Source organism: Bilophila wadsworthia ATCC 49260 (assembly GCF_000701705.1).
GTDB classification, from domain to species: domain Bacteria; phylum Desulfobacterota; class Desulfovibrionia; order Desulfovibrionales; family Desulfovibrionaceae; genus Bilophila; species Bilophila wadsworthia.
Map to the genome: position 1 here is coordinate 15593 of NZ_JNJP01000025.1, position 13713 is coordinate 29305.

Annotated in this window: 11 protein-coding genes and 1 tRNA gene; 7 read left to right on the forward strand and 5 right to left on the reverse strand. The window is 65.4% G+C overall.

All coding sequences use genetic code 11. The annotated features are described in order from the left end of the window. Positions 1–84: 84 nt before the first annotated feature. Positions 85–1278, reverse strand: coding sequence for an NAD(P)/FAD-dependent oxidoreductase (locus tag T370_RS0110235; protein ID WP_005027552.1), 1194 nt, complete (start codon positions 1276–1278; stop codon positions 85–87). 134 nt (positions 1279–1412) lie between these two features. After that, positions 1413–2300 (reverse strand): dihydrodipicolinate synthase family protein, encoded by an 888-nt coding sequence (locus tag T370_RS0110240; RefSeq protein WP_029435659.1) that lies wholly within the window; start codon positions 2298–2300, stop codon positions 1413–1415. A 584-nt stretch (positions 2301–2884) separates the two neighbouring features. On the opposite strand from T370_RS0110240, the gene T370_RS0110245 reads away from it, so the two are divergent. The 7 genes from T370_RS0110245 to T370_RS0110285 all read left to right on the forward strand — a co-directional run bounded on the left by T370_RS0110245 (position 2885) and on the right by T370_RS0110285 (position 10776). Next, complete coding sequence (locus T370_RS0110245; RefSeq protein ID WP_029435660.1) at positions 2885–4954, forward strand: sigma-54-dependent Fis family transcriptional regulator; 2070 nt, start codon at positions 2885–2887, stop codon at positions 4952–4954. Positions 4955–5279: 325 nt separating this feature from the next. Continuing rightward, on the forward strand, positions 5280–6452 hold the full coding sequence (locus T370_RS0110250; protein ID WP_051643814.1) for an iron-containing alcohol dehydrogenase: 1173 nt from the start codon (positions 5280–5282) through the stop codon (positions 6450–6452). 608 nt (positions 6453–7060) lie between these two features. Continuing rightward, positions 7061–8422 carry an ethanolamine ammonia-lyase subunit EutB gene (locus tag T370_RS0110260; protein ID WP_029435663.1) on the forward strand — a complete coding sequence of 454 codons (1362 nt, stop codon included), beginning with the start codon at positions 7061–7063 and terminating at the stop codon, positions 8420–8422. A gap of 31 nt (positions 8423–8453) precedes the next feature. After that, positions 8454–9440 carry an ethanolamine ammonia-lyase subunit EutC gene (gene eutC, locus T370_RS0110265; protein ID WP_029435664.1) on the forward strand — a complete coding sequence of 329 codons (987 nt, stop codon included), beginning with the start codon at positions 8454–8456 and terminating at the stop codon, positions 9438–9440. A gap of 45 nt (positions 9441–9485) precedes the next feature. Then, a complete protein-coding gene (eutS, locus tag T370_RS0110270; protein WP_029435665.1) occupies positions 9486–9827 on the forward strand; it encodes an ethanolamine utilization microcompartment protein EutS in 342 nt (113 codons plus the stop codon). Between the two features lie 232 nt (positions 9828–10059). Beyond that, positions 10060–10548, forward strand: a complete 489-nt coding sequence (locus T370_RS0110275; protein WP_029435666.1) for a EutP/PduV family microcompartment system protein — start codon at positions 10060–10062, stop codon at positions 10546–10548. A gap of 151 nt (positions 10549–10699) precedes the next feature. Further along, positions 10700–10776, forward strand: a tRNA-Met gene (locus T370_RS0110285). Between the two features lie 291 nt (positions 10777–11067). Here the strand turns inward: T370_RS0110285 and T370_RS0110290 are convergent. The 3 genes from T370_RS0110290 to T370_RS0110305 all read right to left on the reverse strand — a co-directional run bounded on the left by T370_RS0110290 (position 11068) and on the right by T370_RS0110305 (position 13490). Then, the gene (locus T370_RS0110290) at positions 11068–11460 is read right to left on the reverse strand and encodes a hypothetical protein (protein ID WP_016360359.1); all 393 of its coding nucleotides are present in this window, start codon (positions 11458–11460) and stop codon (positions 11068–11070) included. 68 nt (positions 11461–11528) lie between these two features. Beyond that, positions 11529–11873: a pyrimidine dimer DNA glycosylase/endonuclease V gene (locus T370_RS0110295; RefSeq protein WP_029435667.1), complete on the reverse strand. Its 345-nt coding sequence runs from the start codon at positions 11871–11873 to the stop codon at positions 11529–11531. 999 nt (positions 11874–12872) lie between these two features. Continuing rightward, entirely contained in the window at positions 12873–13490 is a 618-nt protein-coding gene (locus T370_RS0110305; protein ID WP_009369308.1) for a S24 family peptidase, read from the reverse strand. Positions 13491–13713: the final 223 nt, after the last annotated feature.

Sequence of the window (13713 nt, forward strand, 5' to 3'; positions counted from 1 at the left end):
AGTGCGGCGGGCTTTTCCGGCTGGCCCGCCTCGGGAGCCATGCCCGTTTCCGGGCTGCCTGCGGGACCGTTCCCGCCGTTCCGGTCAGGCCGACGGCAGCGACGGCGGGTTCATGCCGAACCGGTCGATGCACAGGGGCGCGAGATCGACCAGCGGGGTTTCGCCGCGCAGCATCTGGGATACGAGCTTGCCTGTGATGAGGGACAGGCCGATGCCGTTGCCTTCATGCCCGGCGGCCACATACACGCCCTCCACATGGGTGGGGGAGATGATGGGCTTGCCGTCCGGGGAGGCGGGGCGGACGCCCGCGTAGGCCCGGATGAGCTTCACGCCGCTGAAGGACGGGAAAAAATGCTTGGCGCGCTGCGCTATGGCCTGCATCACGGCGGGGTGGGGCGTCGTGTCCATGCCCACGAAGCGGCGGCTGCTGCCGATGAGCACCGTGCCCGCCGCGGACGGCTCAAGCACCATCGCCACGCCGAACTGCTCCATTTCCGGGGTCACGCCGGGGCGCTTCTTGCCGCTCTTGGCCGCCAGATAGCCGAATTCCGCGTAGTTCTTGCTCACAAGCCCGTCGAGGCGCTCGGTGACGAGGATCTGCCCCTGCCGGGGGCGGATCGGGACTTTCACGCCCACCATGTCGCCGAGGCCGGGGGTCCAGACGCCGGAGGCCAGCACCACTTTCTTGGTGGCGATGCTGCCGCTGCTGGTTTCCACGCTCTGCACCGCGCCGTTCCTGACGGTGATCCCGGTGACGGCGGTGCGGTTGAAGGCTTTCGCACCCTTTTGGCGGGCCAGCTCCGCGAGGCCGAAGCACAGGCGCATGGGGTTGAGCTTGGCGTCGCCGTTGAAGTTGAGGCAGGCGATGACCTTGTCGGAGACGTGCGGCTCGTGGCGGAGCAGTTCGTCGCGGTCCCAGAAGGTCACGTCCACGCCTTCGTTCTTCTTGCCCTCATAGTTGGCGAGCACGGTTTCCATGTCCCGCTCGTCGTCGACCAGCAGGCCGAGGCCTTCGGGCTCGAACTCGATGTCGCAGGGCAGCTCGCGGCTGATTTCCGGGAACATGTCCTGCCCGATCTTGCAGAACTGGCTGAAGTAGCCGGGCGCGCTGTCGTAGGTCACGGCGTGGCCGTCGCAGCGGCGGCTGGAGCCCCAGGCGTATTCGCCGCGCTCGACGAGCGCCACGTCCGCGCCGTCACGGGCGAGGTAGCAGGCGACGGCGGTCCCTACGGCTCCGCCCCCTATGACGACGATTTCCGCGTTTTCGTGTTTGTTCATCGTTCGTTCCTTTGGCCTTTCAGCGGCGGGAGGCTTGCCGGGCGGTTTCCAGCCCGGCGCGGGGGCCCTCCGGCGGCGCGCCCGGGGGCCGGGGCCTGCCGGGGCGGTCGGGGAGGGCTCCCCATTCGGGGGACTTAGGCGAAGTCGGTCTTGCCGAGCAGTTCGTCGAGCTGGGCCTTCACGCCTTCGGAAATGGGCTGGCGGGGCAGGCGGAGCGTGCCGGTGCCGAAGCCGCGCTGCTTGAGGATGTACTTCACGATCTGCCACAGCTCGCCGGTTTCCTCGGTGAGGCGGAGCAGGGGGAGGATCTGGCGGTACAGCGCGCGGGCTTCCTCAAGCTTGCCCTGATTGACGATGAGGTCGTAGAGGCGGGCGGACTGGGCCGGGGCGACGTTGGCGAGGACGCAGACCCACGCCTTCGCGCCCATGACGAAGCTCTCGTAGGCGAGGCTCTCGCAGCCGCAGAAGATCACGAGGCGGTCGGCCAGCTCGTCCACGGCGCGGGTGAGGCGCATGATGTCGCCGGTGGATTCCTTCAGGAAGCCCATGTGCGGCAGATCAGCGATTTTGTCCAGCGTTTCTGGGAGGATGTTGACGCCGCTGCTGCCGGGGTTGTTGTAGATCATCACCGGCAGGGTGACGTTTTCGGAGATGTGCTTGTAGAAGGCGTAGATTTCGTCCTGGCTGGGATGCAGGCCGGGAGGGGGGAGGATCATGACGCCGTCGGCGCCGATGGAGGCGGCGTGTTTGGCGACTTCGAGGGTGACGTCCACGTTGGTGGACACCGCGCCGATGATGACCGGAACGCGCCCCGCCACTTCCTTCATGGCGAATTCCGCGAAGGCTTTGCGTTCTTCAAGGGTCAGCGCGGAAAATTCGCCGGTCGCGCCGAGGGGGAGCAGGCCGTGCACGCCGGATTCGATGAGCCAGTTGATGTGCTTGGCGCAGGCGGCGTAGTCGATCTCGCCGTTTTCCTGAAAGTGGGTGACGGTGACGGCGAAAATGCCGTGGATCTGTTTCATGAAGAACACCTCATTGTGTTGGTTGCGGCGGATTCCGCGCGCCGGCTCCGCGATGCGGGCGGCGTCGGCCGCCGTTGTCCGTTGCGGAAGCCGGGAGCCGGAGGGCGCGGATTCCGTGTTGCGTTGGTTGCTGCGGATTCTTCACTGACAGCAAGGAAAATGCCAAAACGGGACGGTTTCCCTATCGTATGAGAATCGTTTGGAAAGAGGAAACCTTTTTTGGCGGACGGCAAAACCGTGTCCGGAAAAGCGTGGTTCGAGTGTTGCGTTTCGCTCCACTTTTCCCTAAAAGGGCGTATGAGTGTAGCGATACACGACAGGCGGACACCGGCGCGCTACACTTGGGGCGTCCGCTCCGCCGCCGCGCCGTCCGCGTTTACGGGACGCCGTTTTGAGGTTGTCCCCCGGGGCGTCTTTGTTGCGCCGCCCCGTCCGTGGGATGCCGCACGGGGCAGAAGCCCCACAGGGCGATCATCGCCCGCCGCTGTCCAATACGGCGTTGAATGCTTCAGCCGTCGGCGCCGTCCGCGTCTACGGGACGCCGCCCCGTTTCCCCCTTTCGCCCGGACTTCCGGAGGCCCCGCATGGATACCTACGAAAAACGCAATCTCCTTGAAAAAAGCTACCAATCCGCCGTCCATGAGGCGTGGAAACAGTTCATCGCCAACAAGCCCATCAGGGAGAAGGACATCCCGCCGCACATCCTGCGCAGTTGGAAACTGAGCCGCGAGGCGGGCATGGACCCGCTGAACCCGCAGGTGCCGCCGGTCCTGAACAAGCGGGAACTGGCGAGCCTGTGCCGCCAGCACCAGACGCTCATCGACTCGGCCAAGCCCATCCTCGACATGCTGGAAGTCTCGATCCGCGACACCGGGTACATCGCCATCCTCGCGGTGGCCTCGGGGCACCTGCTGGCCGCCGTGGGCGACGACAACCTGCTTGTGCAGGCGCGGAGCCAATACAATATCCCCGGCGCGCAGAGGAGCATCAAGACCATTGGGGCGTCGGCGCTGTCCATGAGCATCGTGGAGCGCGCGCCCATCCAGATAACCGGCTATGAACACTATAATTGCTGGTTCCACGAGTGGAAATGCGCCTCGGCCCCCATCTTCAACGACAACGACATCCCCATCGCCTCGCTCACCATTTCGAGCCATATTTCGTGCAAGGACATCCACACGTTGACGCTCACGACCTCCTGCGCCAACTGCATCAGCATCCGGCTGCGGGAGAGCGCGCTCATCGACACGGAAAAGCGCCTCAACGCCATGCTCCAGCGCGTGCTCAACTCGCTCCCCGAGGCGGTCGTGGCCATCGACGGGAACGGCTCCATCACCCACGCGAACAACAAGGCCGCCAACTACCTGCTCCCCAAGAACGGCGTCCTTGTGGGCAAGAACATTGACGATCTGTTCCCGAAGCCCGAACTGCCGCGCGTCCGGCAGTTCATGCGGCGGGGGGTTCCGGAGACGGGGGACGTGACCATCCTGACGCACGAGGGCGAGCGGACGCACTTCTGCCGCTTCGAGCCGATCCAGCTCAGCAACGGCGACTTCGGCATGACCCTCTCCATCAGCATGAAGAGCCAGATCATCAATATTGCCAACCATGCGGGGGGCAATTACGCCAAATATTCCTTTGACGCCATCAGGGGGAAAAGCCCGGAACTCAAGGCGCAGATCGACCTTGCCCGGCGCACGGCGCGCACGGCCTCGCGCGTGCTGCTGACCGGGGAGAGCGGCACGGGCAAGGAGCTTTTCGCGCAGGCCATCCACAACAGCAGCTCGGTGTGCAAGGGGCCGTTCGTGGCGGTTTCCTGCGCGGCGATCCCGCGCGACCTCATCGAGTCCGAACTGTTCGGCTATGTGGGCGGGGCGTTCACCGGGGCCAGAAAAGGCGGCATGATCGGGAAGATGGAGCTTGCCAAGGGCGGCACGCTGTTCCTCGACGAGGTCAACAGCCTGCCCCTCGAAATGCAGGCCAAGCTGCTGCGCGCGTTGCAGCAGATGGAGATCGTGCGCATCGGTGACACCAAGCCGACGCCCGTGGACGTGCGCATCATCGCCGCGACCAACGAGGATCTCAAGGACGCCGTGGCGCAGGGGACGTTCCGGGGCGACCTGTATTTCCGGCTGAACGTCATTGAGATCGCCATCCCGCCGCTGCGCGAACGGAAAGCCGACATCGGCTATCTCGCGGGCATATTCCTCGACCGGCTCAGTCAGGCCAGCGGGCAGGGCGCGCCGGAGATTTCCGGCCCGGCGCTCAAGGCCATGCAGGACTATGCGTGGCCCGGCAACATCCGCGAGCTGGAGAACGTCTGTGAACGCGCGTGGTTGCTTTCCGGCGGCGCGGCCATCACCAAGGCGCACCTGCCCCCGCGCATCCTTGAGGCGGCGCACGGGGCGCAGCCCGGCGAGGAGGGCGGCGGGCTTGGCGAGGGCTTCGATGCCGGGGCACGGGAGGGTGCGCCGGGCGATGCGCCCGCCCGGAACGAGGTTTTCGCGTCCGGAAGCGTGGACACGGTGTATTACGAGCTTATCCGCAGCACGCTGGACGCCTGCAACGGCAACCTGAGCAAGGCGGCGGAGCAGCTCGGCGTGGCCCGCAGCACGCTGTACAGAAGGCTGCGAAAGTTTGGGATTATTGAATGAATGGGCGGATGGGGAGAGAAGGCTGGGGAAGGGAGGAGAAGCGTGGGGCGCTCCCCCCTTTTTCAGAAACGTTTCTCCCACCTTCCCCCGCGTCTCTTTGTCCGAGAACGCTACAGTTTGGCCGTTCCTTGTGAAAAGTGTAGCGTTGCGCTACAGGTTCCGCGTGCTCCGCTACAGATACTTTGAGCGGACAAACAGGGCTTTGTGAAAAGAGATAAGCAATTTGAACGGATAGGAGTTTGGCACCGTTATTGCTCACTGAAAGGGCATGAGAACAAGGCGCTACGCCTCTGAAAACGCCAAACCTTATACGGAGCACAAAGCCATGATGAAGCGCATCGACTATTTCATCCCCACCCGGATCGTCTTCGGCGCGGGCCGCCTGAAGGAACTCGCCACTCTTTCCCTGCCCGGCAAGAAGGCCCTCTTGTGCGTCACCGAAGACAAGCTCATGGAAAAGCTCGGCATCCAGCAGCGCGTGATCGAACTGCTCGGACAGAACGGCGTGTCCGTGGCCGTGTTCGACAAAGTCACCCCCAACCCGACCCGCACCGGCGTCATGGCGGCCGCCGCGCTCGCCAAGGAAAGCGGCTGTGACTTCGTGATCGGGCTCGGCGGCGGCAGCAGCATCGACACCGCCAAGGCCGCCTCCATCATGATGGCCAACCCCGGCGACCTGTGGGATTACGCCTCCGCCGGAAGCGGCGGGCGCAAGCCGGTCTCCGGCGCGTTCCCCGTGGTGGCGATCTCCACCACCGCCGGGACGGGCACCGAAGCCGACCCCTATGCCGTCGTGACCAATGAGGAAACCAACGAAAAGCTCGACTTCACGCTCGACGAGATCTTCCCCGCCATTTCCATCATCGACCCAGAGCTGATGCTCACCCTGCCGCACAAGCTGACCCTGTTCCAAGGCTTCGACGCGCTGTTCCACGCTTCCGAATGCTACGTGAACAACGGCAACGAGAACCGCCTCACCGAGCTTTTCGCCGTCGACGCCATCGGAAAGGTCGCCAAGCACCTGCCCATCCTCTCCGAGGACGGCTCGAACCTCGAATCCCGCAGCAACATCTCCTACGCCGCGAATATCCTGTGCGGGTTCACGCAGTCCCTCGTGTGCACCACCTCCCACCACATCATCGCGCAGGCCCTCGGCGGGTTCTTCCCCAACGTGCCGCACGGCGCGTCCCTGCTGCTCATCGCCGACGCCTACTATAAGAAGGTCTGCTCGCTGCTGCCCACGGAATTCGACGCCATCGGCGAAATCATGGGCGAAAAGGCCGACCCCGCCAAGCCCGGCTACGCCTTCGTGACCGCCCTTGCCAAGCTCATGGAGCGTACCGGCATGGACAAGCTCGCCATGTCCGGCTTCAGCATCAACAAGGACGACCTGCCCAAGGTGGCCCATATCGCCGCCGCCGAAGTCGGGTTCGAGTGCGACCGCTACACCGTCACGGAAGCGGACGTGGTCGAAATCCTGATGCAGTCCTACAAGTAGCCGCCGTTCCCTTTCCGGGAAGCGCGCGGGGTGCCGCTCCCCGCGCGGGCGGCGGGGGCCTGGGTTTCAGCGGATGCCTCCGGCGCTCCCGGCCCCGTTCCCTCCCCGTTCCTGTGCGGAGGGCGGCCCCTCCAATGTGAGCCAGCGGGCGGCCCGTTCCCCGCGTGGGCGGCGGACTTGCCTGAGAAGGCGGGGAAGGTGGGTTTGCAGCCGTTCCCCGCGCGGGGCGGTGGCTGTATTCGCGCTGAGGGCGTCCCGGCGGCTCTTCCGTCCCCCGCTTGGTGGCTGGGACTGGAACCCCTTCCCCGTTGGTGTGTCCGATAGGCTTTGGATTTTGGGAATATGCCCGGAGCCCGTTCCCGTGTGGCGCAGGCCCGGCAGCCTTGCGGGGCGGAGAGTGGCCCGCCCCGCAAGGGGACCTTCGGGCAGGGGCGCCCCCCTCGGGCGGGGCCGCCCAGCCCGGCTGGGGCCGCTTGCCTCCGCACATGCCCGCTTCCCGAAGGCCGCCGCATCCCCAGGCGCGCGGCGGGAGGCCCGTCCATCCCCTTCCGGGGCGCCGCCATCCCCGGCGTGCCGCCTCGGGGCAACGTTTTTTTCGTGGAGCAGCCGTGAAGCTGAAGACCGTCCTTTTCGGGACAACGTATGCATTCGGTTCGATCAAGGAAGTCCTGAACAAGGCCGGGGAGTTGCGCTCCGGAGACGTGCTTGCGGGCGTCGCCGCCTCGTCCATGCGGGAGCGGGTCGCCGCCAAGCAGGTGCTCAGCGAGCTGACGCTCGGCGACCTGCGCGAAAACCCCGTGGTCCCCTACGAGGACGACGCCATCACGCGGGTCATTCAGGACGCCGTGCACACGCCGGTTTACGGGAGCATCAGGAACTGGACCGTCGCGGAGTTCCGGGAATTCCTGCTGGACGGGCGCACGTCCGCCGCCGACATCGAGCGCGTCCGCAAGGGCCTCACCTCCGAAATGGCCGCCGCCGTGTCCAAGATCATGTCCAACGCCGACCTCATCTGCGCGGCGAAGAAGATGCCCGTGGTGGTGCGCTCCAACAATACCGTGGGCCTGCCGGGGCGGTTCTCCTCGCGCCTCCAGCCCAACGACACGCGGGATGACATTTCCTCCATTGTGGCACAGGTTTATGAGGGGCTGTCCTACGGCGCGGGCGACGCGGTCATCGGCATCAACCCGGTGACGGATACCGTGGAAAACACCAAGGCCATGCTCAACGCCCTGTGGGAGGTCATCGAGCGGCACCGGATACCCGCACAAAACTGCGTGCTCGCGCACGTGACCACCCAGATGGAGGCCATCCGGCAGGGGGCCAATGCGGGCATGATTTTTCAGAGCATCTCCGGGAGCGAGAAGGGGCTCGGCGAGTTCGGCGTGAGCGTGGGGCTGCTTGACGAGGCGTATGACCTCGCCGGGCATTACTGCCAGGCCGCCGGGCCCAACGTCATGTACTTCGAGACGGGGCAGGGTTCCGCGCTGTCGGCGGACGCGCATTACGGCTGCGATCAGGTGACGATGGAGGCCCGCTGTTACGGGCTGGCCCGCCGCTACCAGCCGTTCATGGTCAATACGGTGGTCGGCTTCATCGGCCCGGAATACCTGTACAACCATCAGCAGATCATCCGCGCCGCCCTTGAGGACCATTTCATGGGCAAGCTGCACGGCCTGCCGATGGGGTGCGACTGCTGCTACACCAACCACGCCGACACCGACCAGAATTCCAACGAGAACCTGATGCTCCTGCTGGCCGTCGCCGGGGTCAATTTCATCATCTCCCTGCCGATGGGGGATGACATCATGCTGAACTATCAGACGAACTCGTTCCACGACATCGCCACGGCCCGCCAGCTGCTCAACCTGCGGCCCGCGCCGGAGTTCGAGCAATGGCTGGAGCGGCACGGCATCATGGAAAACGGCATGCTCACGGCGCGGGCCGGGGACGCCTCATTCCTCTTTTAAGGCGCGGCGTCGCCATTCGTAAGGAAAGGACATGCGGGAACAGGATGTAGAGCGTATCGCGGCGGAAGTGCTCGCCGCGCTGAGGGAAGGCGCTCCGGCCGGGGCGGATCGTCCGGTCGGCCGGGGGGATACCGGGGGGGCGGGCCTTGTCCCGCCCGCCGGGCGGGGAAGCCAGCCGGAAGCGGCGCATACCGGGATGCCCACGGCTCAGGACGAGGGCCGGGACGGGGACGGTACGCTTCCCGATCTGGCGGGGCCGGAATTCCGCCGGGGGTGTTTCATCGCTTCACCCCATCGGCATGACGTCATTGATGATTTCGTTTCGCACACCGGGGCGCGCATCGCCACCGGGACTGTGGGGACGCGGCCCCCGACGCGGGCCTGCCTGCGTTTCCTTGCGGATCATGCCCGCTCGAAGGGGACGGTCTTTAAAGAAGTACCTGAAGAATGGATCAGCGGGCATGGCCTGTGGAGCGTTTCCACGCTGGCGGAGGACAAGGATACCTACCTCACGCGGCCCGACCTCGGGCGGCTGCTGTCCGAGGAGTCGCTGCGGGAGCTGAAGCGCCGCTATGCCGACGCCCCGCAGGTGGTGATCGTGCTTTCGGACGGCCTGAGCACGGACGCGCTGCTCGCCAACTATGAGGAAATCCTGCCCCCGCTCCTGAACGGGCTCAAGCAGGCCGGCATCCGGGCCGGGGCCCCGCTGTTCCTGCGGCACGGCAGGGTGAAGGCCGAAGACCGCATCGGCGAGGCCGTGGGCTGCGACGTGGTGGTCATGCTCGTGGGCGAGAGGCCGGGGCTTGGGCAGTCGGAAAGCATGAGCTGCTACGCGGTCTACCGCCCCACGGCGGACACGCTCGAATCCGACCGTTCGGTGCTTTCGAACATCCACAGGGAAGGGACGCCGCCTGTGGAAGCCGCCGCCGTCATTGTGGATCTTGTCCGGGACATGCTGCATTGGAAGGCCAGCGGCATCAAGCTGAACAGGCGTCAGGCCGGGGACGCGGGCGCATGACGCCGTCCGCAGGCCGGGATGCCGGGACGGGAAAGGGGGAAGCCCATGCCCAATGAGGCGAATACCGGGACGCGCGCCTATGTGCCGGGGAAGCAGGTGACGGTGGCGCACCTCATCGCGCACCCCGCGCCGGAAATCTGCGAAAAGGCCGGGATTCCCGACGTGGACGCCATCGGCATCCTCACCCTGACGCCGGGCGAGACGGCGATCATCGCCGGGGATATGGCGGTGCGTTCGGCGGACGTGAACGTGGCCTTCCTCGACCGCTTTTCCGGCACGCTGATCCTGTACGGTTCCGTGGGCGCGGTGGAGCAGGCCCTCGCGCAGGTCAACGACATGCTCAACCGGCTGCTGCAATTCACCATTTGCCCCGTCACCCGGCACTGACGCCGGGCAGCGCTGGGCCCGCCCCCGTTCCGGAGTGGGTTCGGGCGGGGCGATGCCAGCAGAGCGATACGTTGCGTGCCTCCCGCCTTCCGGGGTGGGGACGCCATGCCGCTTTCAATCCGGAAGCGGGGGGCATCGCTTATCTGCGGGCCCGGCGCGCTGAGGCCGCTGGAGCCGCTGGGGGGCGGCCTTACGCCGATGCTGAAGGGGAGAGGCCGCTACGGAGGAAATCATGCCCAAACGCTGGAAATGCCTGCTTGCCGGGCCGCCCGAGGCCGGGAAGAGCACGCTCTGCGCCGCGCTTCTGGAGCCCGGTTCCGAAAGGCGGGTCATCAAGACGCAATCGCCCGTATTCCATAAAGATCTGATGGTAGACCTGCCCGGCGAGTACATCACCTACCCGCAGCGCCGCACGGCGTTCCTTGTGGCGGCTGAGGACGTGCGGGCCATCCTGTACGTGCAGTCCGCCACGGCGGAGCCCGCCCATGTCCCTCCGGGGCTGCTGCAAACCGTGCCGAACCTCCTCATCGCCGGGATCATCAGCAAAATCGAACATCCCGGCGCGGACATCCCGCGTGCCGAGCGGGGGCTGGCGCGCATGGGCCTGCGGGGGCCGTTCTTCACGGTGTCGGCATTCCGGCCCGAAACGCTGGAGCCGCTGCGCCGCTGGCTTGGAGAGAACGATCTCGTCCCGTGCGCCGGAACCGGGAAAGGCGCCTGAGCTGGAGGAAAGCCTTGTAAGGAAGGCCTGTTGGAAAGGCTCTCGAAGGGGTCCGGGCTGGACGGACGGCAGCGGGGCGGGATTTTTTTGCCACGGGGCGAAAAAAAGCTTGCCATTCCCGCATGGTAAGCGTAGGACTCTTTCCACACGACGCGGGGTGGAGCAGCATGGTAGCTCGTCGGGCTCATAACCCGAAGGCCGTAGGTTCAAATCCTGCCCCCGCAACCACAACGACATGAAGAAGCCCAAGGACAACCTCCTTGGGCTTTTTTTGTTGTGCGTGCGGTATGCCCGACGTGGGGCATCGGCGGCTGGCGGAAAAAACTGTCCCGCCCTTGGCCCTGATGAATGCCCGCCGTGGGGCATGGCGGCTGGAACGGCAGGCTGTCCATCGCCGACGCCGCGTAGGGGAATGGCGGACTGTCCGTGCCGTCGGGCCTGCGTGGAACGGGGCGGGGATTTCGGAGCGGGACCGGTCCTCCACGTGAAAAGGGCTCCGCTTTCCCTGGCAGGGACGCGCTATACCACAGGCCGCGCGCCGCCCGGCTGCCCGTACGGCGTACGGCGCCCGCCCGGAGGATAGGGGCGTGCCCGTGCGAAGCCCGATGCGGCATCCGCAACATGCCTCGCGGCGGGGGCTGAGGCGGCCCGTGCCGCGGCCTTTCCGTCCTGCTTGGCCCGGAGGAGGGCGTACCGGTCGATCAGCCGGGCACTTACCCATGCGGCGCAGTCGGTGATTTTTTCAGGTTCGACGGCGAATTCAGACCCGCCGAGCACGATGCCGAAGCGCTCGCGCAACAGCTTTTCCACCGCTTCGGGCACGTTGCACATCCGGTCGAAATCGAAATACCGGGCGCAGGTGGCGCATACGCGGGGCTCCTCAGCCGGTTCCGCCTCATAAGGGTTACGCATGGCATCCTCCTTGGATTGTTAAGGAAACCTGACGGGGACAAAAAGCCCCGGTCCCGGGGCTTTCCGTGCTAGGGGCGGCGGAGGCGTTTTGCGCACTCCGGGCATCTGCGCGCCAGTTCGGCGGCATTGGCTCCGGCATCTATCCCCGTGCCCGTGCGCCCGTACCGCCGCGCCAGCGTTTCGCACTCGGCCTCATCCAGCGGCGACGCGTGCCTGTAGCCGCGCCGCTCCATTTCGAGCACAAGCTCTTCGTGCCGCCGGAACATGCGCCGGGGGTCCACCAGCTTCCCGGCGAGGAACCCGTCAATGTTTTTCCCGCGCCGTAAGCTTCCGAGAAGCATATGTAATTCAACATGTTCGCCCAGCAGGTGCTTACGGCACATCGTTTCCGGGGGAAGCATCCACATTCGCATAGCCGTACTCCTTTGCCGGGAGTCTAGCGGGCGGGGCGCTTCCATACAATGAGACTTGTGCGGGCTTGCGGCGCTTGGGCTGTGCCTTTGCAGCCGCCATTCCGCCGGAGAGGAACCGGGTTGCGCCGCCGTTTTCCCCTGTGCGGCCTCCGTCCGTTTCGCGGCGGGAAGGCTGCCCATGTGGGCGGGGCACTGACGTAACCCCGGGAGCCGGGAACCTTGAGCCCGGTGGAGGACGGGCCCTTCCCTGCACTCCGCGGGATTACGTCGGCAGCGGGCTTTCAGCTCCGTGCCGTGAAGAGAGCGTTCCATATATAGAGTATCAAGTCAAGATAAAATTCCATATATGAGATTAAAAACCGTCGTATGGATTCCAAACACAGCATCATGCATGGGAATCCATTTCCCAACCATGCGAAAAAAGATCAGAAGAAGGCGATAGGAAGGAATCACAGCCCGGTTTGGTGGGAAAGCCCGGAAAGGGGCGGCCGTGGACGGGGGAGGCGTAAGGGCATGGCCGACCGGAACGGGCTCCGGGCCGGGCAGGGAGCGGTACGGTGGGGCGGCTGGGCCTTGAGGAGAGAGGCGGTTGGGGGGAGGCGGTTCCGGGGGCGCAGGGCAGCCAATCATGGTGAGGCTTGCGGACACCGATAAGAGGGCTGCACGGGCAGGGGAGCGGAAATGCCTGATGGTACGGTTTTCCTAAAGGAAAGGCGTGGGTACGGCGGGGAATCCCCTGCCATGAAGGTAGGAACGTGGAGGGGGAGGAGGTGGGGGGCGGCAAAGGGTGCCCCCCGCTATCCTAGAGAGGGAGGGAAAAAGGAGGGCGTGCCCGCACTGGGCTGTGCCGGGAGGCGGCCCGTGCCTCCGAGGAGCCTTGCGCGGGCCGCATTCCGGGATATGTGTAGGTTGGCGGGGGCTGCAAAGGGGAGGGGGGGACTCCTCCTGTGAGCCGGGATAGGCGTGTGGCGGGTGCTTTCCCGCTGGAAGGGGCAGCCCTCAGACGACCCGCCCGAACCAGCGTACCCTCCCGTAGACACGGAAGGTTTCGAGATCCGGGCCTTCGACCACGATGTCGGAGAAATCGCGGTTTTCCGACTTGAGCAGCCAGCCGCGCGGGGTGCGCTGGACGCGCTTGACGAGCAGCTCCTCCCCGAAGCCCACGAGGAAGATGTCCCCGTCCCGCAGCTCCTTGACGGACTGATCGACGAGGATGGTGTCCTTATGGCGGATCATCGGCTCCATGCTGTGCCCGATGACGTCCAGCATGACGGATTCCTTGGCGTGGACGCCCACCCTGCGCAGGAAGTCGTCGCGGAAGGCATACATCCCCAGAACCTCGTCCGAAGTGATGAGCGACGATCCGGCCCCGGCTTGGGCCACGACCTTGGGGATCAGGGTATAGCCTTCCATCCGCTCGTCAGGGAATACGATTTTTCCGCCGAGCTGGGAAATCCAGTCCAGCAGCTTGTCGGCTCCGGGAGGCGATCCGCCCTTGAGCACACGGAAAAACGTCGAGGCCGGGGCTCCCACCGTCTTGCCCAGATTGGTGATCCCGCCCGCCTTTTCCGCCTTTTTGTTCAGCCATTCTATGGCCTTTTCGTAATCGGTCTTCATCCCGGAACCGTAGCAAGTTTTTTCATATATGGGAAGATTCCCATGTGGCATTTTTCTGTTGCCATTTATTTTCATATATGGAATTATCCATTCCGTACATGGGATAGGGCGCGCTTTCGTGAACCGGCCCGAGGCTGTGCCCCGGCGCTCGGCACCCCTTGCCCGGCCCAATCAGGGGCGAGGCCGGCATCATCGGCGCGCCGTTGCCGCTTCGCCGGCGTTT

What these genes read in the sequence shown, in the direction of transcription:
- T370_RS0110235 (WP_005027552.1), bottom strand. Translation starts at nt 1,278, where the DNA reads ATGAACAAACACGAAAACGCGGAAATCGTCGTCATAGGGGGCGGAGCC.
- T370_RS0110240 (WP_029435659.1), bottom strand. Translation starts at nt 2,300, where the DNA reads ATGAAACAGATCCACGGCATTTTCGCCGTCACCGTCACCCACTTTCAG.
- T370_RS0110245 (WP_029435660.1), top strand. Translation starts at nt 2,885, where the DNA reads ATGGATACCTACGAAAAACGCAATCTCCTTGAAAAAAGCTACCAATCC.
- T370_RS0110250 (WP_051643814.1), top strand. Translation starts at nt 5,280, where the DNA reads ATGATGAAGCGCATCGACTATTTCATCCCCACCCGGATCGTCTTCGGC.
- eutC (WP_029435664.1), top strand. Translation starts at nt 8,454, where the DNA reads ATGCGGGAACAGGATGTAGAGCGTATCGCGGCGGAAGTGCTCGCCGCG.
- eutS (WP_029435665.1), top strand. Translation starts at nt 9,486, where the DNA reads ATGCCCAATGAGGCGAATACCGGGACGCGCGCCTATGTGCCGGGGAAG.
- T370_RS0110275 (WP_029435666.1), top strand. Translation starts at nt 10,060, where the DNA reads ATGCCCAAACGCTGGAAATGCCTGCTTGCCGGGCCGCCCGAGGCCGGG.
- T370_RS0110290 (WP_016360359.1), bottom strand. Translation starts at nt 11,460, where the DNA reads ATGCGTAACCCTTATGAGGCGGAACCGGCTGAGGAGCCCCGCGTATGC.
- T370_RS0110295 (WP_029435667.1), bottom strand. Translation starts at nt 11,873, where the DNA reads ATGCGAATGTGGATGCTTCCCCCGGAAACGATGTGCCGTAAGCACCTG.
- T370_RS0110305 (WP_009369308.1), bottom strand. Translation starts at nt 13,490, where the DNA reads ATGAAGACCGATTACGAAAAGGCCATAGAATGGCTGAACAAAAAGGCG.